We start from the raw sequence: 22050 nt of genomic DNA on the forward strand, positions 1-22050 counted from the left end.
AGCAAGGGTGTTTGCGGGCGAAGCTGTCAGGCTGTAGTCAGTTGGTGTAATCGAGCATCCAGGTCACACTGAACTCGGCTTGCGGGTAATCCAGCCGCAAGCGCGGCAGGACGAAGCCGCCACAGGAGCGACAGGAGTCGAGCATTGTGAAGACATCGATACGCTCGACCTCGGTGTGGCGGTGAAGCAGTCTGCGGTTCAGCGCGCTGGCGATGTGTCGTTCGGCATCGAGATGTCGCTTATGGACGCGCGTCCACAGGAAATCTGCGCGCCGCAGGATTGGCAGCTCGGTAAACCGCGGGTCTGGCGGGAAAAACTGGTTAATCTGACGTGCATCGACGTAGTCCACTGCCGGTGTGAGGCGGGGCGTCGGGATGATATGCAATGCGCGCCGGCCAGGGCTGCCTGACAGGGCGAAGAACACCACGCGGCTATGGTCCTTCAGCGTGACGCTGGCAAAGGCCAGGTTGACTGGGTAGAGGTGCTGACGCAAGGCGGCCATCGCGTTGTCGTCGAGCGACTGAGCACCTGCTGCCGGTGTGTAAGGGGTAGTGGCGCCGCGCGCAGGTAGCAGATCGTCCAGTACGCCAAGGATGTGTTGGCGGTCTGCGGCGCTGGTGCTGTGGAACTGCCTCCAGATCGGGACTATCTCCCGGTTCAATGCTGCGATGCCGCGACTGGCAGGGCCCGCCAAAGCGTCCTGGGCCGCGCTCTGCGTGAGGATGTTGCGCGCGTATTCCGGGAGCAGGCGCGACTCCATGGCTTCGATGAACTGCAGGAATCGCGAGGGGTGGCGGAGTTGCCATGTTCGCCCTTGTTCTATCCAGTCGCGCAGCAATCTGACCACGTTATCGACATCGCGCTGCAGGTTGGGGCGCTCGGCGACGATGCGGTAGGTTTCGCTGATTTCCAGGTACCGCTCGATGGCCTCGTGGTCGGTGATTCTCTCGAACCTGCGACGCAGCCCTCTGGGCGGATGTGGCAGCGAAGCTGGCAGTGCCGGGGCATCCAGCAGCCTTGTCTGCCACGCCCAGGGCTGATGAGGGGCTCCATAAAAAACTCCCAGATCGGCCTCGACGATCAACCACTGCTCACCGCGCCAGTCGATCAATGCGCCGCGCAGGGTGCGGCGGTCGGGGATGGTCCGTGCCAGCCCGCCCAGGCGCACGGGAGGGCAGTACTCGGTAATCTGTCTGACTTGCTCGATCGGCATGTCCGCAGGCAAGCCGAAGCGTAGTTCGGGCGATGGGTCGACCACGATGCGCCTGTGGTACACGGGAGGCGAGATGACGCCAAGGCGTAACTGGGTTTCTTCGACGGGCAAGGGCTTCAATCGCCTGGGGTGATTAGGGGCGTGCACGACGACCTTGCCCTCGCGCACCATGACCTGCGCCCAGATGTCGAAGCGCGTGTGCTGGGGGCGGTAACGAATCGGTACCGGCTCGATCCGCACGGTTTGGAAGGCGTGACTGACGTGTTGTCCGAATACGGGTGTGCCGGCGTCATTGGGCAAGGGCGAGAAGCTCAGGGCCATTCGCGCTTCGCCGCCGGGGTAAGGCGGCCGCACCTCGGTGGGTGGCTGGCCGAGTAGCGGCTCATGGGCAACCCGACGTACCAGTCCCGAGGTGTTCGGTGGTTGAAGGCGATAGGCGGCGCCATGAATGATTGCATCGACCGTGGCATTGTCGCGTGGGATCAGTGTGGCTGTCTCGGGCAGCTCGTGTGGCACCGGACCATGGCTGCCGGGTATTTGGTCGAGTAGCACGGCATCGGGCGTCTGGCCCGGCAGTACCCTTCGCTGCGTCATGAGTTCCCGGGATTCGGGGGCGACCGTCGTCAGTTCGGGCGCGCTGCGCCAGCGCTTGGGCGGGGTAAGGCGCTCGCTGAAGTCGGGCGTGACGGGGATGCTGCTCCAGCGTCGGGCGGCGCGCGCGGCGTTCAGGCGTGCGGTGTTGGCGCTTTGGCCCAGCACGCCGGGAAGCTTGGCCAATGGTTTGAAGGCCCGTCCACCAAGCGTGACTGCCGCGCCTTTCAGCGCGGCGATGTCCAGGACACAAGCCAGTGCATCGCTGCCATCCTCTGGGTTCAGGCAACTCAAGCCCGGTATCAGGTTGGAAAACAACCGTTGCAAGTAGCGCCCAGTGCTCACGGACTGGCGCCTGGCCAGGAATTGTTCATGCGGGGTAGCGCCTTTGCCCAGTGCATGCAAAGCATCCCGATTGCCCAGGGCGATATCGCTGGCGTAATGCCTGGCCAGTGAGTCGAGGCGATCTTGCGTGGGGGCGATGAGCACTTGTCGCAAGGCGGGAAAGTCGGCAGCGATCCACGGCAGTTGTGATTGGTTGTATTCGCTGTAGAGCAGCGTCAGTTGCTCGGCCAGGCGCGTCGGCGCTGTGCGGGCAATGAAGTGCGCTTGCCAGTGCAGCCGTTCGGGGAACAGCTCGTAAAGCCAATCGCCCTCTGTGCCGGGGGCATGTACGACGAAACCCTGGGTGGCCGTCTGCATGTGCCAGTCCGCTCTGGGGCTGGAGCCGTACTCAGGTCGGTTATCGGGACCCACGTAGATCGGCCAGGTCACGGCATAGGCGGTCCAGGGGCCATCACGCAGGCGGTCCTTGATATCTTCCGGCAGGTGGCTCAAGCAGCGGTGCAGGATAGCCTGATAGACGTTGATGGCACGCTGCTCCCAAACGCCGAAGGCCACTTCATACCAGGCGGTCACGTCCGGCAAGCGGGGATTGCTTCGGTAGCCTGCGCCATGGTCAAGGTACATCAGTAGGTGCACTTGGCCATCAGCATTACGCGACTCTGGCGCTATCCGGCTCTGGAGCAACTGACGACGCGCCTCCTCGAAGCGGTCCGGGAGATCGTTGAGGCTTTCAACGTCCCTGACCGCCAGGTAGCGATGCAACGCCAATTGCCATTGCTGGTGCGACCAGGGCGGGGGGAGTTCGAATGATCCGCGCAAGGGGGCCCACACCGCCAGCGTCTGGCGCAGTGCTTCTTCGGGAACGGGGTCATTCTCTAGCAGGGCCTGGCGCATGACCTCTTCTGCGTTGTCGAAGGTCATCGGTTGCTGGCGGGCGCTGAGTATCAGGGCTCCCTGGCGGATGCTGGCCCAGCGCAGGTCGGGTTCGAAGTTGAAATCGGCCGGGTAGCCACTGAGCAGTAGTTCGGGGGCGAAGCGGCGCATCAGCAGCTCACCGGCCAGTTGCGCAATCGCCGGGGTGCAGGCGAGACGGATTTGCACGCTGTTGATCAGGTCGAGGCGGATCTCCTCCACGGGGAGCGTGGCATTGTCCGGGCTGAACAGATCGAAAGCCATGATCAGCCCCGGCTGGCGGTCATCGGGTGGGTACAACACGTCGATCAAGGTTTGTTCGGCCAAGGCCAAGTGATCGGAGCTGGCGTCCCATTCTGCCGAGGCGGCCAGTTCGCCGGCCCATTGGGTGAACATGGACGAATGCAGCAGGGCGTCGAGCGCTTGAGCTGCTGGCGCATTCAATGCCGGGCCTGGCAGAAACGCCTTTCCATTTTGATCAGGGGTTACGCCTGCTTCCCGTTCGCGGGCAGTGGGTGGGCGGTAACGCCTGCCTTGTGCATAGACGGTGGCACCGAGAGAGGTGAACAGGTGTACGGCAAGGTGAACGCCGGCTGGAGGCTTCAGCAGGTGTTCGGCCAGTGTGGGCAGGTCCAGGTAGTTGTCCAGCACCAGTGGACGGGATGGCGATCGTGGAGGCCGGGGGGTAGTTGGCAAACTGGGGTACAGCAGCAAGGCGGCCGCCACGAAGCAGTCACGCTGGGTCAGGCACACCCGGCGAGCCCAGAGTGCCTGGGCAAGGCTGCAACTGGCATAGGGCCATGGATAGGGCAGGCCTTCGCTCAGCTCGGCGATCAGTGAGGCATCGGTTGCCGTGATCACGATATGGGCCAGTTTTGCCTGCAAGGTCGCCACCAGGTTCGCCTCTACTTGGCTGCCGGCGGGGCGTCGCAGGGTGCGGTTGAAGTGCTCACGCGCCGGTTCACGGGCGAAAGCTTCGGTCAGCTGCTGGTGCAGGTCATGATCGCTCAGGTCGACGGGGAACAGGTCTGTGAAGCCCAGTGCCTGGTTGAAATGTTCGCGCAGCGATGTGGCCAGGTCCATTGGACCGGACAGGTCGCTGTGCAGGCGCACGCTTTCGGCGTCCAGGGTGTCTATCCGGGCGAGTAGGTCGGCGGCGTCAGTGATGGATGACATGGCTCTGCCTCTTTGCGGTTGGAGGCACGAGTCTGTGTAGGGAAGGGGCGGGGCAGGTGGTAGTGGGTTGTTACAACGTTGATTTTAGACGGTGTGAAAACGTGATGACGGGGGTAGCCCGCAGGTCAGCCGTTTTCACACAGTCGGGGATGCGCAGTTATTCCTGGTCAGCGCTGGATTGATCGTCACCATCCTGCTCGGCGGCAGCTGCCGGTTCGGCGTGAACGGTCACGGATGGCTCTTCTGGGTTCAGGCTTGGGAAGGGAAGATTCGGGATTTCATGCATCTCGTCGTTCCTCGCAAGTGTGAGTGAAAAGTCTGCGCCAGGCGCGTTTGTGGCTTCAAAAAGCTGGGGCAGGATACACAAGTCTGGATGACAGTTTGGTTTTTTTCCCGGTCGTTTGTCGGTTTTGCGGGCGAACAGCGCACAGATGCCCCATGAAAAAAGGGGCCTCTGGCCCCTTCGTTCTGGTGATTACTTCCGGCCTTCAGCCGTTTCCGCCACCTTGTCAGTGCGTGCGCACATGATGAAGTCGTTGCGGTGCAGGCCTTTGATCGAGTGGCTCCACCAGGTCACGGTGACCTTGCCCCATTCAGTCAGCAGCCCTGGGTGGTGGCCTTCGGCCTCGGCGATTTCGCCCACGGCATTGGTGAATGCCAGGGCGTGCTTGAAGTTCTTGAACAGGAACACGCGCTCCAGCTCCATGTGGCCGTCACGTACTTCGATGTTCCAGTCCGGGATTTCGCGGATCAGCTCAGCCAGCTCTTCGTCGGTGACTTTCGGTGCGTCGGCGCGGCAGGCTTCGCAATGGGCTTGGTTCAAGGCATTCATGAGGTGTTTTCCGGTTCGAGTTGTTATCGGCAAGGTCGCTCAGGCAGCGACCTTGGGTGGAAACTTCGGTGCATGCAGACCCAGCTGCATGGCTTTGTGGACCATGCCCATGATGTCCTCGTGGGCCAGGTCGAACAGGCGCTTCATGTTCGGCAGTACGAAATACACCGGTTGCAGAATGTCGATGCGGTAGGGCGTACGCATGGCCTCGATCGGGTCGAAGGCCTGGTGCTCAGGCTCGTCAGACAGACTGTAGACGGTCTCTTTCGGCGACGAGAGGATGCCGCCACCATAGATTTTGCGGCCTTGCGCGGTTTCCATCAGGCCAAACTCGATGGTCATCCAGTACAAGCGTGCCAGGTACACACGTTGTTCCTTGGTCGCGGCCAGGCCGAGCTTGCCGTAGGTGTGGGTGAACTCGGCGAACCAGGGATTGGTCAGCAGCGGGCAGTGGCCGAAGATCTCGTGGAAGATATCCGGCTCTTGCAGGTAGTCCAGCTCTTCCGGGGTGCGGATGAAGGTGGCGACCGGAAAGCGCTTGCTGGCCAGCAATTCGAAGAAGGTCTGGAAGGGGATCAGCGCCGGCACCCGGGCAACCTGCCAGCCGGTGGTGGCACCCAGCACCTTGTTGATCTCGCCCAGTTGCGGAATGCGGTCATGCGGCAATTTCAGCTGGTCGATGCCGTCCAGGTATTCCTGGCACGCACGGCCTTCGATCACTTTCAGCTGGCGGGTGATCAGGGTGTTCCACACCGCATGCTCTTGCTGCGGGTAATCGATAAAACCATGCGCATCGGGCTCGCGTGCCACGTATTGCGTCTGTTTCATGAGGCTCTCCTGGTGAGGGCTTTTCTTGTTATGTGCAGGACATGCCTAAAGGAATATCCCTTCGCCAGCGGTTTTGCACGGGGGTGGGCCTCGGCCGCGAAGGGTGCTGACGTGGGTTTTCGTAACGATAATTTTACAAAACTCGGCAAGTGTCGGAAAATTCGAGGCATCTGGTTGATGGAAACGCGGTTTTTGTCAGCTTATCTTTACGACTTTTCCGCGCGGTGTTGAAAAACATCAGCGCTTCGAGAGCCCTCATGCGTATCAAAGTCCATTGCCAGAACCGCATTGGCATCCTGCGCGACATCCTCAACCTGCTGGTGGAGTACGGCATCAACGTGCTGCGCGGCGAGGTGGGCGGTGATCATGGCAACGCCATCTACCTGCACTGCCCGAACCTAATCAACCTGCAATTCCAGGCCCTGCGGCCGAAGTTCGAGGCAATTGCCGGGGTATTCGGCGTGAAGCGTGTGGGCCTGATGCCCAGCGAACGCCGGCACATGGAGCTGAATGCGTTGCTGGGGGCGCTGGATTTTCCGGTGTTGTCGATCGACATGGGCGGCAGCATCGTTGCGGCCAACCGTGCAGCCGCGCAGTTGCTTGGCGTGCGGGTTGATGAGGTGCCGGGCATGCCGCTGGCGCGCTACGTAGAAGACTTCGATCTACCGGAGCTGGTGCGGGCCAACAAGTCGCGCATCAACGGCTTGCGCATCAAAGTCAAAGGCGATGTGTTCCTGGCCGATATCGCACCGCTGCAGTCCGAGCACGATGACAGCGAGGCGCTGGCCGGCGCGGTGCTTACCCTGCACCGCGCCGACCGAATCGGCGAGCGTATCTACAATGTGCGCAAGCAAGAGCTGCGTGGCTTCGACAGCATCTTCCAGAGCTCGCGGGTGATGGCTGCCGTGGTGCGTGAAGCGCGGCGCATGGCGCCGCTGGATGCACCGTTGCTGATCGAGGGCGAAACCGGTACGGGCAAGGAGTTGCTGGCGCGTGCCTGCCATTTGGCCAGCCCGCGTGGACAGTCGCCGCTGATGGCGCTCAACTGCGCCGGGTTGCCCGAGTCGATGGCTGAGACCGAGCTGTTCGGTTACGGCCCTGGGGCATTCGAAGGGGCACGGGCCGAAGGCAAGCTGGGGCTGCTGGAGTTGACTGCAGGCGGCACGCTGTTCCTTGATGGGGTAGGGGAGATGAGCCCGCGCTTGCAGGTAAAGCTGCTGCGCTTTCTGCAGGACGGCTGCTTCCGTCGGGTAGGTAGCGATGAAGAGGTCTATCTGGATGTGCGGGTGATTTGTGCAACCCAGGTGGATTTGTCCGAGTTGTGTGCCCGTGGCGAGTTTCGCCAGGACCTGTATCACCGGCTCAATGTACTGTCGCTGCACATTCCGCCTTTGCGCGAATGCATGGATGGTCTGGAGGGGTTGGTGCAGCATTTTCTCGATCAGGCCAGTCGGCAGATTGGCTGCGCCATGCCGCGCCTGGCACCGGCGGCAATGGATAAACTTGGGCAGTACCACTGGCCAGGTAATGTAAGGCAGTTGGAAAACGTTTTGTTCCAGGCAGTTTCTTTATGTGAAGGCGGCGTGGTCAAAAGCGAGCATATTCGCTTGCCGGATTATGGCGCGCGGCAACCGTTGGGTGAGTTTTCGCTGGAAGGGGATCTTTCGCAGATTGTCGGGCGCTTTGAAAAGGCGGTACTGGAAAGTTTGATGGGGGAGTTTCCCAGTAGTCGGGCCTTGGGCAAAAGACTGGGTGTTTCGCATACCACGATTGCCAACAAGTTGAGGGATTATTCGTTGGGCAAATCGACTGATTAAATGGCTGTAAGTTAATAGCCTGTTAATCAGGTGGTGAATGCTTCGCGGGTGAACCCGCTCCTACAGGTACCGCGCCGCATTCATGGTGTGCGAGGTACCCGTAGGAGCGGGTTCACCCGCGAAGGGGCCCGCAGGGCCCCCAATTCACAAGGTATCAGCCGTTGGAGCAGCCGTTCCCCATCACGCGGTATTCGAGAATGTGCTTCTGGCCCTGGGAGTCCTCGTAGGTCATGCGGGCTGGCACGACTTCGCACACATTGGGCACTTCGCTCATGGAAATAACGCGGGCAATGTCCAGGTGCTGCGAGTAACTGTACTGTTCAACCGGAATCTGCTCGGCATCTTTGGCTTCGCCGGCCATCGCCGCGCCGCAAAGACTGCCAAGTACCAATACCAGTAAAGCTTTCATTTTCTATTTACCTGTCTAAGGTCGTGAGGGGGCACGCGGCGCTTATGGCGCCGCGAGTATTGCTAGTTTTAACTATCGGGATTAGATGGAGATTAACGCTTGCCTTCGTGGGGGCTGTTACCAGTTGTTAATCGCCTTGCCGTTGCTGGCGAGGTGAATTTTATGGCGCTGGCCAAGGCCGAAACAGTGGGTCTTTTGATAAAGTGTTTTGACAGAATCTGTAACAATCCCGTGTTAACCCCTTCTTTTTTTGCCCCCATGGGCTGTAATGCCCGCGCTAGAGGGCTTTGCCGGAACGGGTGTACCAAATTACTACCAACGTCGAATGGCTTTTGTCGCTCTGGTACAGTTACAAACGGTTCCATACAAAAACAACTATTACACCGAGGTAACACAGATGAGTGCGGCTCCACTGTATCCCGTTCGTCCCGAGGTTGCGGCCACTACCCTGACCGACGAGGCCACCTACAAGGCCATGTACCAGCAATCGGTGATCAACCCGGACGGCTTCTGGCGCGAGCAGGCCCAGCGTATCGACTGGATCAAGCCGTTCACCAAGGTCAAGCAGACCTCCTTCGACGACCACCATGTCGATATCAAATGGTTCGCCGACGGCACTCTGAACGTTTCCTCCAACTGCCTGGACCGCCACCTTGAAGAGCGCGGTGACCAGTTGGCCATCATCTGGGAAGGTGACGACCCTTCCGAGCACCGCAACATCACTTACCGCGAGTTGCACGAGCAGGTCTGCAAGTTCGCCAACGCCCTGCGTGGCCAGGATGTGCACCGCGGTGACGTGGTCACCATCTATATGCCGATGATCCCCGAAGCGGTGGTCGCCATGCTGGCCTGTGCACGCATTGGTGCGATTCACTCGGTGGTGTTCGGCGGCTTCTCGCCCGAGGCGCTGGCTGGCCGTATCATCGACTGCAAGTCCAAGGTGGTGATCACGGCCGACGAAGGCGTGCGTGGTGGCCGCCGCACACCGCTCAAGGCCAACGTCGACCTGGCGCTGACCAACCCTGAAACCAGCAGCGTGCAGAAAATCATCGTGTGCAAGCGCACCGGTGGCGACATTGCCTGGCACCAGCACCGCGACATCTGGTACGAAGACCTGATGAAAGTCGCCTCCAGCCACTGCGCACCCAAGGAAATGGGCGCTGAAGAGGCGCTGTTCATCCTTTATACCTCCGGCTCCACCGGCAAGCCGAAGGGCGTGCTGCACACCACGGGCGGTTACCTGGTTTACGCCGCGCTGACCCATGAACGCGTATTCGATTACCGCCCGGGCGAGGTGTACTGGTGCACCGCCGACGTCGGTTGGGTCACAGGCCACAGCTATATCGTCTACGGCCCGCTGGCCAACGGCGCTACCACCTTGCTGTTCGAGGGCGTGCCGAACTACCCGGACATTACCCGCGTATCGAAGATCGTCGACAAGCACAAGGTCAACATCCTCTACACAGCGCCAACTGCCATTCGCGCCATGATGGCTGAAGGGCAGGCAGCTGTTGAGGGCGCCGACGGTTCCAGCCTGCGTCTGCTGGGGTCGGTGGGTGAGCCAATCAACCCTGAGGCCTGGAACTGGTATTACAAGACCGTCGGCAAGGAGCGTTGCCCGATCGTCGACACCTGGTGGCAGACCGAGACCGGCGGCATCCTGATCAGCCCGCTGCCTGGCGCCACCGGCCTCAAGCCGGGTTCGGCAACCCGTCCGTTCTTCGGTGTGGTGCCTGCCCTGGTCGATAACCTGGGCAACCTGATCGACGGTGCTGCCGAAGGCAACCTGGTAATCCTCGACTCCTGGCCGGGTCAGTCGCGTTCGCTGTACGGCGACCATGACCGCTTCGTCGACACCTACTTCAAGACCTTCCGTGGCATGTACTTTACCGGCGACGGTGCGCGCCGCGACGAGGACGGCTACTACTGGATCACCGGCCGCGTGGATGACGTGCTCAACGTGTCCGGCCACCGCATGGGTACTGCCGAGATCGAAAGCGCCATGGTCGCGCACTCGAAGGTTGCCGAGGCTGCAGTGGTTGGCGTGCCGCATGACATCAAAGGGCAGGGCATTTATGTGTATGTCACCCTCAATGCCGGCATCGAGGCCAGCGAGCAATTGCGCCTGGAACTGAAGAACTGGGTGCGCAAGGAGATCGGCCCGATTGCTTCGCCGGATGTGATCCAGTGGGCGCCGGGGCTGCCGAAGACCCGCTCGGGCAAGATCATGCGCCGCATCCTGCGCAAGATCGCCACCGGTGAATACGACGCCCTGGGCGATATCTCGACCTTGGCCGACCCGGGTGTGGTGCAGCACCTGATCGATACCCACAAGGCGATGAACCTGGCTTCGGCCTAATTCCCTCCCCGGCAATACCCCCTGTAGGAGCGGGCTTGCCCGCGAATGCGTCAGTTCAGGCTAAGCTGTCCCCTGACCTCACGCATTCGCGGGCAAGCCCGCTCTTGCATTGTTACCCGACAATCATCGGTTACTGTTCTGTCACCGGCCCCGCACAGGTTCGGGGCGCCAGGAAACAATTCCGGCCCGTTTCGGTGCATCGGGGTCAGCATTTTGTGCATCAAGGCACGCTGCACTTGCCGTCGTACAAGGGTTTGCCAATAATAGGCCCAGGAATTGCTAGGTCTATAGGTTCTATTTCTTGCGCCATTGCATATTCTGCACTGGCTGTCAACATCGCCCGCGGCGGTTTCAAGCGCTTCTATAAGTAGTTGTCGCTTTGAAGAAATATCGACTACCGGGCTGTCGTTAAAATGCCACTCACTCGCTCGTGGTATGCGGCCTTGGTCGAACCCTGCGCGGCTCGCGTTGTACTCATTCGCATATCGGGCAGCCGTTACCTGCCTTGTATTGCCCCGTACCGATGGAGTTACCTGATGAAGAAGCTCGCACTGCTTGGCGCCCTGGCGCTGTCTGTGTTTTCCCTGGTGTCGCAGGCTGCTGAAAAACCGCTGAAAATCGGCATCGAAGCGGCCTACCCACCCTTCGCCTTCAAGCAACCTGACGGCAGCATTGCCGGCTTTGACTACGATATCGGCAACGCGCTGTGCGAAGAGATGAAAACCAAGTGTACCTGGGTCGAGCAGGAGTTCGACGGCCTGATCCCGGCGCTGAAAGTGCGCAAGATCGACGCCATCCTGTCGTCCATGTCGATCACCGATGACCGCAAGAAGTCGGTCGACTTCACCAAACGTTACTACCTGACTCCGGCGCGCCTGGTCATGAAGGACGGCACCACCGTCAGCGACAGCCTGGACGAACTGAAAGGCAAGAAGATCGGCGTGCAGCGCGGCTCCATTCACGACCGCTTCGCCAAGGAAGTGCTGGGCGCCAAAGGTGCCACCGTGGTGCCTTACGGCACCCAGAACGAAATCTACCTGGACGTCGCAGCTGGCCGCCTCGACGGCACCGTGGCTGACGCCACCCTGCTGGAAGACGGCTTCCTCAAGACTGACGCCGGCAAGGGCTTCGCGTTCGTAGGCCCGGCCTTCACCGACGCCAAGTACTTTGGTGACGGTATCGGTATCGCCGTACGCAAGGGTGACAAGGCCAATGTCGACCGCATCAACGCGGCGATCGACGCCATCCGTGCCAATGGCAAGTACAAAGAAATCGAAAGTAAGTACTTCAATTTCGACATCTACGGTCCAGACTCGAAGTAAGACGTCGGGTTTCACCTGTGCAATGGTGCAAACAGCAGAGGCTCTGAGGTTTGCACCATTTTTCATTCTCTAGGTCGAGGACCTCATCATGTTGAAAGGCTACGGGGCAGTCATCCTCGACGGGGCGTGGCTGACGCTACAGCTCGCCCTGTCGTCGATGGCCCTGGCCATCGTGCTCGGCCTGATCGGTGTGGCGCTGCGTTTGTCGCCAGTGCGCTGGCTGGCCTGGCTGGGCGATCTGTATTCCACGGTGATCCGTGGTATTCCGGACCTGGTCCTGATCCTGCTGATCTTCTACGGCGGGCAAGACATCATCAACCGGGTGGCGCCGCTGCTCGGTTATGAAGACTATATCGATCTGAATCCGCTGGTTGCGGGTATCGGTACCCTGGGCTTCATCTTTGGCGCCTACCTCTCAGAAACCTTCCGTGGGGCCTTCCTGGGCATTCCCAAAGGCCAGGCTGAGGCGGGCGTGGCGTATGGCATGAGCCCCCGCCAAGTGTTCTTCCGCATCCAGGTGCCGCAAATGATTCGCCTGGCCATTCCGGGCTTCACCAACAACTGGCTGGTGCTGACCAAGGCCACTGCGCTGATTTCGGTCGTCGGCCTGCAGGACATGATGTTCAAGGCCAAGCAGGCGGCTGACGCCACCCGCGAACCCTTCACCTTCTTCCTGGCAGTGGCGGCGCTGTACCTGGTGCTGACCAGTGTTTCGCTGCTGGCCCTGAAGTATCTGGAGCGCCGCTACTCGGTGGGCGTCAAGGTGGCTGAACTATGATCTTCGACTACAACGTCGTCTGGGAAGCGCTGCCGATGTACTTCGGCGGCCTGCTGACCACCCTGAAACTGCTGGCGATTTCGCTTTTCTTCGGCCTGTTGGCAGCCATTCCGCTGGGCCTGATGCGGGTATCCAGGCAGCCGGTGGTCAACCTTGCTGCATGGCTGTACACCTACGTCATCCGTGGCACGCCGATGCTGGTGCAGCTGTTCCTGATCTACTACGGCCTGGCCCAGTTCGAGGCGGTGCGCGAGAGTATCTTCTGGCCGCTGCTGTCCAGCGCTACCTTCTGCGCCTGCCTGGCGTTCGGCATCAATACCAGTGCCTATACCGCCGAAATCATTGCCGGCAGCCTCAAGGCGACGCCGCATGGCGAGATCGAAGCTGCCAAGGCCATGGGGATGTCGCGCATGAAAATGTACCGCCGCATCCTGCTGCCTTCGGCACTGCGTCGGGCACTGCCGCAGTACAGCAATGAAGTGATCATGATGCTGCAGACCACCAGCCTGGCGTCGATCGTCACCCTGATCGACATCACCGGTGCTGCGCGCACGGTCAATGCCCAGTACTACCTGCCTTTCGAGGCTTATATCACGGCGGGCGTGTTCTACCTGTGCCTGACCTTCATCCTGGTGCGCCTGTTCAAGATGGCCGAACGCCGCTGGCTCGGCTACCTGGCGCCGCGCAAGCACTGACCGCTTTGTGAGAATCGACAGCATGTACAAACTCGAAGTCCAAGACCTGCACAAGCGCTACGGCAGCCACGAAGTGCTCAAGGGCGTGTCGCTGGCGGCCAAGGCCGGCGACGTCATCAGCATCATCGGCTCCAGCGGTTCGGGCAAGTCGACCTTCCTGCGCTGCATCAACCTGCTGGAGCAGCCGCACGCCGGCAAGATCCTGCTCAACAACGAAGAACTGAAACTGGTCCCTGGCAAGGATGGTGCGTTGAAGGCCGCCGACCCGCGTCAATTGCAACGCATGCGCTCGCGCCTGTCGATGGTGTTCCAGCACTTCAACCTGTGGTCGCACATGACTGCGCTTGAGAACATCATCGAAGCGCCAGTGCACGTGCTGGGCGTGAACAAGAAGGAAGCCCTGGAAAAGGCCGAGCACTACCTGGCCAAGGTGGGGGTTGCCCATCGCAAGGATGCCTTCCCCGGGCATATGTCGGGGGGTGAGCAACAACGTGTGGCAATTGCCCGGGCATTGGCCATGGAGCCGGAGGTTATGCTGTTCGACGAGCCGACCTCGGCGCTTGACCCTGAGCTGGTGGGTGATGTGCTGAAGGTGATGCAGGCGCTGGCCCAGGAAGGTCGGACCATGGTGGTGGTGACCCACGAAATGGGCTTTGCCCGCGAGGTGTCCAACCAGTTGGTGTTCCTGCACAAAGGCCTGGTGGAAGAAACCGGCTGCCCACGTGAAGTGCTGGCCAACCCGCAGTCGGAGCGCTTGAAGCAGTTCCTCTCCGGCAGCCTGAAGTAAAAACTGCATTTTTGCACCAGAATAGGGCATGCTGCGCGGCGAGCGCAGCCTGACCCGGCGCACAGACTCGAACGACCTCAGGTTTCGGACCGTACCCTATGACCACCCAGCGAATCGGTTTTCTCATCTGGCCCAGCACCAGGCCTTTGACCCTGGCGTTGGCCGAGGAAGTGTTGCTGGTGGCGCAGCGTGTGCATCCGGATGTGGTCTACGAGTTGGTCTTCCTACAGGCCGAACCTGCGCAGGAAGGCGCCTGGCGGCTGCCGGGCGAGCCGTGGACCGGCCGCCTGGAGGGCTGCCACAAGCTCTTTCTGCTGGCCGACGAGCCGCCTGCGGCGATGGGGGCTGCCTTTTCAGCGGCGCTCAAGCAACTGGCGCGCAGTGGTTGCCTGATCGGTGGCTTGTCGGCCGGTGTGTATCCGCTGGCCATGCTGGGCCTGCTCGATGGGTACCGGGCAGCCGTGCACTGGCGCTGGCAGGATGACTTTGCCGAACGCTTCCCCAAGGTGATTGCCACCAGCCACCTGTTCGACTGGGATCGCGACCGACTGACCGCCTGCGGCGGTATGGCCGTGACCGACCTGCTGCTGGCGGTGCTGGCGCGCGATCACGGGGCGGAGCTGGCCGGGGCGGTATCGGAAGAGCTGGTGGTAGAACGCATCCGCGAGGGTGGCGAGCGCCAGCGTATTCCGCTGCAGAACCGCCTGGGCTCGAGTCACCCCAAGCTGACTCAGGCCGTGTTGCTGATGGAAGCCAACATCGAAGAGCCGCTGACCACCGACGAAATTGCCCAGCATGTGTGTGTGTCGCGTCGGCAGTTGGAGCGTATCTTCAAGCAGTACCTGAACCGCGTGCCCAGCCAGTACTACCTGGAGTTACGGTTGAACAAGGCGCGGCAGATGCTGATGCAGACCAGCAAGTCGATCATCCAGATCGGGCTGTCTTGTGGTTTCTCGTCGGGGCCGCATTTTTCCAGTGCCTACCGTAACTTCTTTGGTGCAACGCCGCGGGAAGACCGGAACCAGCGTCGCAGCAGCAGCCCGTTCGAATTGAGCTCGGCGCCGGCTGAAAAGGGCTGAGATTTTGGTTGGGTTCGGGGTGTATGCCTTGGGGTTGGTGTTGGGGCGCAAATCGAGCGCCGCCCACGCGGCGCTTCGCGGGTAAACCCGCTCCTACGTTTGTTTCGGGCCAGTTATGCCTGTGGCATTTGCGTGCGAACGCCTTGGCGCACACCTCGATATCCCGTCGAACAAACAAGGCGGTCGCGCGCGCCAGGCACAGGAGGGACTGGCCCGAAACAAACGTAGGAGCGGGTTTACCCGCGAAGCGCCGCGCGGGCGGCGCTCGATCTCCCCGTCAACACATCAACATCGCCGTACATCCTGCCCCCTCACAATCCTGTGTGAACACCCGTACATCCCGTCCCCTCACAAACCTGTGTGAACACCCGTTCACCCAGCTCCCTCTCTCCCGTACACTGCGCGATTGCGACAGTGTTTGTCGCATTGCCGAAAGCCTTGTCAAAACTGGGTTTTGCGCTGTAACAAGTTGTCGCTTGGCCGCAAGGACAGGCGCGGATCAGTCCTTACAATCCCCCCATCGCTCGCCACTTCCAGGCCAGCGTTCCTCTTCAGGAGACTCAGATGTCCGTTGAGCAAGCCCCGGTGCAACGTGCCGATTTCGACCAGGTGATGGTCCCCAACTATTCTCCGGCGGCCTTCATTCCTGTGCGAGGCGAGGGTTCCCGCGTCTGGGACCAGTCGGGTCGCGAGTTGATCGACTTTGCCGGCGGCATCGCGGTCAATGCCCTGGGCCACTGCCACCCGGCACTGGTCAAGGCCCTGACTGAACAGGCCAACACCCTCTGGCACGTCTCCAACGTGTTCACCAACGAGCCGGCCCTGCGCCTGGCCCACAAACTGGTGGACGCCACCTTTGCCGACCGCGCGTTCTTCTGCAACTCCGGCGCGGAGGCCAACGAGGCCGCTTTCAAGCTGGCCCGTCGTGTGGCGCATGACCGCTTCGGTCCGCAAAAGCACGAAATCATCGCCACCGTGAACAGCTTCCACGGTCGCACCCTGTTTACCGTCAGCGTGGGTGGCCAGCCGAAGTACTCCGATGGCTTTGGCCCGAAGATCACCGGTATCAGCCATGTGCCGTACAACGACCTGGAAGCGTTGAAGGCACAGATTTCCGACAAGACCTGTGCCGTGGTGATCGAGCCGATCCAGGGCGAGAGCGGCGTGGTGCCGGCCGACAAGGCCTACCTGGAAGGCGCGCGCAAGCTGTGTGACGAGCACAACGCGCTGCTGATCTTCGACGAAGTGCAGACGGGCGTGGGCCGTACCGGCTCGCTGTATGCCTACCAGCACTACGGCGTGACCCCGGACATTCTGACCAGTGCCAAGAGCCTGGGCGGCGGCTTCCCGATTGGCGCCATGCTGACCACCACCGAGCTGGCCAAGCACCTGGCCGTTGGCACCCACGGCACCACTTATGGCGGCAACCCGCTGGGCTGCGCCGTTGCCTGCGCGGTGCTGGATGTGGTCAATACCCCGGAAACCCTGGCCGGTATCAAGGCTAAGCACGAGCGCTTCAAAACCCGCCTGGAACAGATCGGCCAGCAGTACAACCTGTTCAGACAGGTGCGTGGCGTCGGCTTGCTGCTGGGCTGTGTCTTGACCGAGGCCTGGCAAGGCAAGGCCAAGGACGTGCTCAATGCTGCCGAGAAAGAAGGCGTGATGGTGCTGCAGGCCGGCCCGGACGTGGTCCGCTTCGCGCCAAGCCTGGTGGTTGAAGACGCTGACATCGACGAAGGCCTGGACCGCTTCGAACGCGCTGTGGCCACACTGACCAAAGGCTGATCCGCCAGCGGTCCTTTCGCCGGTCCCGGCGCAGCCTCAACCCGAGGCTACGCCGGGCCGGCGATACCCGATTCCAGTGCAGGTGCCTGGGTGCCTGCCGTTTTTCCGTGCCGACGTGAATGGCCCGTATTCCAAAGGAGTGACACCATGCTGGTGATGCGCCCCGCGCAAATGGCTGATCTGAACGACGTGCAGCGCATGGCTGCAGACAGCCCCATTGGTGTCACCTCGCTGCCGGACGACACTGCTCGTTTGGGCGACAAGATTGCCGCCTCTGAGACATCCTTCGCCGCCGAGGTCAGCTTCAACGGTGAAGAGAGTTACTTTTTCGTGCTCGAAGACAGCGAAACAGGCAAGTTGGCCGGTTGCTCGGCCATTGTCGCTTCGGCCGGCTACTCCGAGCCGTTCTACAGTTTTCGTAACGAAACATTCGTGCACGCCTCACGCGAGCTGAAGATACACAACAAGATCCATGTGCTGTCGCTGTGCCACGATCTGACCGGCAACAGCCTGCTGACCAGTTTCTATGTGGCGCCGGAGTTGGTGAACAGTGGCTGGGCCGAGCTCAACTCGCGCGGCCGGCTGCTGTTCATGGCTGCGCACCCGGAGCGCTTTGCCGATTCGGTGGTAACCGAAATCGTCGGCTTCAGCGACGAGCAGGGTGAATCGCCGTTCTGGGATGCCATCGGCCGCAACTTCTTCGACCTCAACTACGCCGACGCCGAGCGCCTGTGCGGCCTGAAGAGCCGTACCTTTCTCGCCGAGCTGATGCCGCATTACCCGATCTACGTGCCGTTGTTGCCAGACCTGGCGCAGGAAGCCATGGGCCAGGTACATCCGCGGGCGCAGATCACCTTCGACATACTCATGCGCGAAGGCTTCGAGACCGAGCACTACATCGACATCTTCGACGGTGGCCCGACCCTGCATGCGCGCACCTCTGGCATCCGCTCGATCGCCCAGAGCCGGGTGGTACCGGTGAAGATCGAAGAGGCCCCGGTCAAAGGCGGGCGCCCGTACCTGGTGTGCAACGGTCTGTTGCAGGACTACCGCGCGGTGTTGCTGGACCTGGACTGGGTGCCTGGCAAGCCGGTCAGCCTGAGCGTGGCAGCAGCCGACGCGCTGGGCGTGGGCGAGGGCGCCAGCGTGCGCCTGGTCGCGGTTTGAGGTCTGGCAACAGACGTTTCGGGATTGATGCGTTAGCAGAGTTTCGCGCCGGCCGATGCCGCCGCACAAGGAGATAGCATGATCGTTCGTCCTGTACGCAGCAGCGATTTGCCTGCGTTGATCGAATTGGCACGCAGCACCGGCACCACCGGGCTGACCACGCTGCCGGCCAACGAAGAGCGCCTGGGGCATCGCGTTGGTTGGGCGGAAAAAAGCTTTCGTGGCGAAGCCGAGCGTGGCGACACCGATTACCTGTTCGTGCTGGAAAACGACGAAGGTCTGGTGGTGGGTATCAGTGCCATCGCCGGCGCCGTCGGCCTGCGTGAGCCTTGGTACAACTACCGGGTCGGCCTGACTGTCAGCGCCTCGCAGGAGCTGAAGATCTACCGCGAAATCCCGACGCTGTTCCTGGCCAACGACCTGACCGGCAACTCCGAGCTGTGCTCGCTGTTCCTGCGTAGCGACTACCGCTCGGGCCTCAATGGCCGCCTGCTGTCGCGTGCGCGCATGCTGTTCATTGCCGAGTTCCCCGAGCTGTTCGGCAAGAAGATCATTGCCGAAATGCGCGGCATGTCTGACGAGCAGGGCCGTTCGCCGTTCTGGGAAAGCCTGGGCCGGCATTTTTTCAAGATGGAGTTCAGCCAGGCCGATTACCTCACTGGCGTGGGCAACAAGTCGTTCATCGCCGAACTGATGCCCAAGTTCCCGCTGTACACCTGCTTCCTGTCCGAAGCGGCGCGCAGTGTGATCGGCCGTGTGCACAAAGACACCGAGCCGGCGCTGGCCATGCTCAAGCAGGAAGGCTTCAACTACCAGGGCTACGTCGACATCTTCGATGCCGGCCCGGCCATCGAGTGTGACACTGCCAAGATCCGCGCCGTGCGCGAGAGCCAGACCCTGGTGCTGGCGGTAGGTACGCCAGGCGATGACGCGACCCCTTTCATCATCCACAACCGCAAGCGCGACGATTGCCGCATCACTGCTGCACCTGCACGGTTGGCCGCCGGCACCCTGGTGGTCGACCCATTGACCGCCAAGCGCCTGCGCATGGGCGTCGGCGACAATGTCCGCGCGGTGCCGCTGTCGGCCAGCCGGGAGGCCCAGTAAATGACCACGCATTACATCGCAGGCAATTGGCAGGCCGGCCAGGGCGAAACCCTGCAGTCGCTCAACCCGGTGACCCAGGCCGTGATCTGGCAAGGGCAGGGCGCTGACGCCAGCCAGGTCGACGCTGCCGTGCAGGCCGCGCGGCAGGCCTTTCCGGCCTGGGCGCAATTGAGCCTGGAGGCACGTATCGATGTGCTGGAGAAGTTTGCCGCGCAGCTGAAAGTGCATGCCGAAGCCATGGCCCAGTGCATTGGCGAGGAAACCGGGAAGCCGCTGTGGGAATCTGCGACTGAAGTCACCAGTATGATCAACAAGGTGGCGATTTCAGTACAGAGCTACCGCGAGCGCACCGGCGAAAAGAGTGGTCCGCTGGCCGATGCCACGGCTGTTTTGCGGCACAAGCCTCACGGCGTCGTGGCGGTGTTCGGCCCTTACAACTTCCCCGGGCACCTGCCCAATGGCCATATCGTGCCGGCGCTGCTGGCAGGCAACTGCGTGGTGTTCAAGCCCAGCGAGCTCACCCCCAAGGTCGCTGAGCTTACCGTCAACTGCTGGATTGCTGCCGGCCTGCCGGCGGGTGTGCTGAACCTGGTGCAGGGCGCACGGGAGACCGGTGTGGCGCTGGCCGCCAACCCAGGTATCGATGGCCTGTTCTTCACCGGCTCCAGCCGCACCGGCAACTTGCTGCATCAACAGTTCGCGGGCCGCCCAGACAAGATCCTGGCCCTGGAAATGGGGGGTAACAACCCGCTGGTGGTGGACGAGGTCAAGGACCTCGATGCGGCGGTGTATACCATTGTCCAGTCGGCGTTCATTTCCGCCGGCCAGCGTTGCACCTGCGCGCGGCGCCTGCTGGTGCCGCAAGGCGCCTGGGGTGATGCGCTGATCGCGCGCCTGGTCGAAGTGTGCAAAACCATCACGGTGGGGGCGTTCGATGAACAGCCGGCGCCTTTCATGGGGTCGGTGATTTCGCTGCAGGCGGCTCGGGCGCTGCTTGCCGCCCAGGTTGAACTGGCCGCCAAAGGTGGCGTGAAACTGCTGGAAATGACTCAGCCGCAGGCCGATGCCGCACTGCTGACCCCGGGCATTGTCGATGTCACCGCCGTGGCTGACCGCCCGGACGAAGAGTTTTTCGGCCCGCTGTTGCAGGTGATCCGCTACGCCGACTTCGATGCTGCCATCGATGAAGCCAATAACACCCAGTATGGCCTGGCCGCCGGCTTACTGTCTGATTCGCGGGCCCGCTACCAGTACTTCTGGCTGCGCAGTCGCGCGGGCATCGTCAACTGGAACAAGCAGCTGACGGGGGCTGCCAGCAGCGCGCCGTTCGGTGGTGTGGGTGCCAGTGGCAACCATCGCGCCAGCGCCTATTACGCGGCCGACTACTGCGCTTACCCCGTGGCTTCGCTGGAGACCGCCAGCCTTGCCTTGCCGGCGACCCTGACGCCGGGCGTCACCCTATAACAACAGGTCACGGAGCCTAGCCGATGAAATCCTATGAAGTGAATTTTGATGGCCTGGTGGGGCCTACCCACAACTATGGCGGCCTGTCTTACGGTAACGTGGCTTCGCAGAGCAACAGCCAGCAGGCGTCCAACCCGCGTGAGGCCGCGCGCCAGGGCCTGGCGAAGATGAAAGCGCTGGCCGACATGGGCTTCAAGCAGGGTGTGTTGGCGCCACAAGAGCGCCCGGACGTGGCGGCGCTGCGCCGCCTGGGGTTCAGTGGTAGCGATGCCGACGTTATCCAGCGCGCCGCCCGCGAGGCCATGCCGTTGCTGGTGGCCAGTTGCTCGGCCTCGAGCATGTGGGTGGCCAACGCCGCGACAGTCAGCCCGAGTGCCGACACTGCTGACGGTCGCGTGCACTTCACTGCCGCCAACCTCAACTGCAAATATCACCGCAGCATCGAACACCCGACCACCAGCCGCGTGCTGGGCGCCATGTTCAACAACGAGAAACACTTTGCCCACCACGCTGCGCTGCCTGCCGTGGCACAGTTCGGTGACGAGGGCGCGGCCAACCACACGCGCTTCTGCCGCGCCTATGGCGAGGCTGGCGTGGAATTTTTTGTCTACGGCCGCAGTGCCTTCGACAGCCGTTACCCCGCGCCACAGAAGTACCCGGCCCGACAAACCCTGGAGGCCTCGCAAGCTGTGGCCCGGCTGCACGGCCTGAGCGATGACGGTGTGGTCTACGCTCAACAGAACCCGGCGGTGATCGACCAGGGTGTGTTCCACAATGATGTGATTTCGGTCGGTAACGGCGAGGTGCTGTTCTACCACGAGGACGCGTTTCTCGAGACCGACGCGGTACTTGGGCAACTGCGAGCTAAACTGGCCAGCAAGGGTGGCAACTTCCAGGCCATCTGCGTGCCCAGGGCCGCGGTGGCGGTGGAGGACGCGGTGCGTTCCTACCTGTTCAACAGCCAGTTGCTCAGCCGCGACGATGGTTCCATGGTGTTGGTCGTGCCGGAAGAGTGCCGCAACAACGAGCGGGTCTGGGCCTATCTGGGCCAGCTGACCAGCCAGGGAGGCCCGGTGAAGGAGGTCAAGGTATTCGACCTCAAGCAAAGCATGCAAAACGGCGGCGGCCCGGCCTGCCTGCGTTTGCGCGTGGCTTTGAAAGAAGCGGAACTGGCAGCCGTCAACCAAGGCGTTATCATGACGGCCCCGCTGTATGACACGCTGCTGCAGTGGGTCGACAGGCACTACCGCGATCGCCTTGGCGAAGCAGACCTGGCTGACCCGCAACTGCTGGTGGAATGCCGTACGGCACTGGACGAATTGACCCAGATCCTGAAGTTGGGCTCGGTGTATCCGTTCCAACGCCAACCTTGAAGAGAGACTCT

Annotated in this window: 17 protein-coding genes; 12 read left to right on the forward strand and 5 right to left on the reverse strand. The window is 61.7% G+C overall.

Going from position 1 to position 22050, the window contains the following annotated elements; genetic code table 11:
* Nucleotides 1–37: 37 nt before the first annotated feature.
* The 4 genes from ACZ889_RS11100 to phhA all read right to left on the reverse strand — a co-directional run bounded on the left by ACZ889_RS11100 (nt 38) and on the right by phhA (nt 5897).
* Nucleotides 38–4237 carry a deaminase domain-containing protein gene (locus ACZ889_RS11100; protein WP_180688659.1) on the reverse strand — a complete coding sequence of 1400 codons (4200 nt, stop codon included), beginning with the start codon at nt 4235–4237 and terminating at the stop codon, nt 38–40.
* A 157-nt stretch (nt 4238–4394) separates the two neighbouring features.
* Nucleotides 4395–4523, reverse strand: coding sequence for a hypothetical protein (locus ACZ889_RS11105; protein ID WP_003254533.1), 129 nt, complete (start codon nt 4521–4523; stop codon nt 4395–4397).
* Between the two features lie 189 nt (nt 4524–4712).
* Nucleotides 4713–5069 (reverse strand): 4a-hydroxytetrahydrobiopterin dehydratase, encoded by a 357-nt coding sequence (locus ACZ889_RS11110; RefSeq protein ID WP_003254532.1) that lies wholly within the window; start codon nt 5067–5069, stop codon nt 4713–4715.
* A 39-nt stretch (nt 5070–5108) separates the two neighbouring features.
* Nucleotides 5109–5897, reverse strand: coding sequence for a phenylalanine 4-monooxygenase (phhA, locus tag ACZ889_RS11115; RefSeq protein WP_003254528.1), 789 nt, complete (start codon nt 5895–5897; stop codon nt 5109–5111).
* A gap of 257 nt (nt 5898–6154) precedes the next feature.
* Between phhA and ACZ889_RS11120 the strand changes: the two genes are divergently transcribed.
* Nucleotides 6155–7714 (forward strand): sigma-54-dependent transcriptional regulator, encoded by a 1560-nt coding sequence (locus tag ACZ889_RS11120; protein WP_180688658.1) that lies wholly within the window; start codon nt 6155–6157, stop codon nt 7712–7714.
* A gap of 154 nt (nt 7715–7868) precedes the next feature.
* Here the strand turns inward: ACZ889_RS11120 and ACZ889_RS11125 are convergent, their stop codons facing one another.
* Entirely contained in the window at nt 7869–8123 is a 255-nt protein-coding gene (locus ACZ889_RS11125) for a DUF2790 domain-containing protein (protein WP_003254526.1), read from the reverse strand.
* 397 nt (nt 8124–8520) lie between these two features.
* Between ACZ889_RS11125 and acs the strand changes: the two genes are divergently transcribed.
* The 11 genes from acs to astB all read left to right on the forward strand — a co-directional run bounded on the left by acs (nt 8521) and on the right by astB (nt 22039).
* Nucleotides 8521–10482: an acetate--CoA ligase gene (acs, locus tag ACZ889_RS11130; protein WP_003254525.1), complete on the forward strand. Its 1962-nt coding sequence runs from the start codon at nt 8521–8523 to the stop codon at nt 10480–10482.
* Between the two features lie 536 nt (nt 10483–11018).
* A complete protein-coding gene (locus tag ACZ889_RS11135) occupies nt 11019–11804 on the forward strand; it encodes an ABC transporter substrate-binding protein (protein WP_003254524.1) in 786 nt (261 codons plus the stop codon).
* Between the two features lie 88 nt (nt 11805–11892).
* Nucleotides 11893–12582, forward strand: a complete 690-nt coding sequence (locus tag ACZ889_RS11140; protein ID WP_014861201.1) for an ABC transporter permease — start codon at nt 11893–11895, stop codon at nt 12580–12582.
* The gene (locus ACZ889_RS11145) at nt 12579–13277 is read left to right on the forward strand and encodes an ABC transporter permease (protein WP_003254520.1); all 699 of its coding nucleotides are present in this window, start codon (nt 12579–12581) and stop codon (nt 13275–13277) included. Before ACZ889_RS11140 ends, ACZ889_RS11145 begins: the two co-directional genes overlap by 4 nt.
* A 22-nt stretch (nt 13278–13299) precedes the next feature.
* Entirely contained in the window at nt 13300–14064 is a 765-nt protein-coding gene (gene aotP, locus ACZ889_RS11150) for an arginine/ornithine transport ATP-binding protein AotP (protein ID WP_014590100.1), read from the forward strand.
* 98 nt (nt 14065–14162) lie between these two features.
* The gene (argR, locus tag ACZ889_RS11155) at nt 14163–15143 is read left to right on the forward strand and encodes a transcriptional regulator ArgR (RefSeq protein WP_004576734.1); all 981 of its coding nucleotides are present in this window, start codon (nt 14163–14165) and stop codon (nt 15141–15143) included.
* A gap of 564 nt (nt 15144–15707) precedes the next feature.
* Nucleotides 15708–16928, forward strand: coding sequence for an aspartate aminotransferase family protein (locus tag ACZ889_RS11160; RefSeq protein WP_180688657.1), 1221 nt, complete (start codon nt 15708–15710; stop codon nt 16926–16928).
* A 147-nt stretch (nt 16929–17075) separates the two neighbouring features.
* A complete protein-coding gene (aruF, locus tag ACZ889_RS11165; RefSeq protein ID WP_010955177.1) occupies nt 17076–18095 on the forward strand; it encodes an arginine/ornithine succinyltransferase subunit alpha in 1020 nt (339 codons plus the stop codon).
* Between the two features lie 78 nt (nt 18096–18173).
* Nucleotides 18174–19202 (forward strand): arginine N-succinyltransferase, encoded by a 1029-nt coding sequence (astA, locus tag ACZ889_RS11170; RefSeq protein ID WP_003254513.1) that lies wholly within the window; start codon nt 18174–18176, stop codon nt 19200–19202.
* On the forward strand, nt 19203–20666 hold the full coding sequence (gene astD, locus ACZ889_RS11175) for a succinylglutamate-semialdehyde dehydrogenase (RefSeq protein WP_004577069.1): 1464 nt from the start codon (nt 19203–19205) through the stop codon (nt 20664–20666).
* Between the two features lie 23 nt (nt 20667–20689).
* On the forward strand, nt 20690–22039 hold the full coding sequence (astB, locus tag ACZ889_RS11180) for an N-succinylarginine dihydrolase (protein WP_003254510.1): 1350 nt from the start codon (nt 20690–20692) through the stop codon (nt 22037–22039).
* Nucleotides 22040–22050: the final 11 nt, after the last annotated feature.

The organism is Pseudomonas sp. TE3895, from assembly GCF_056278855.1.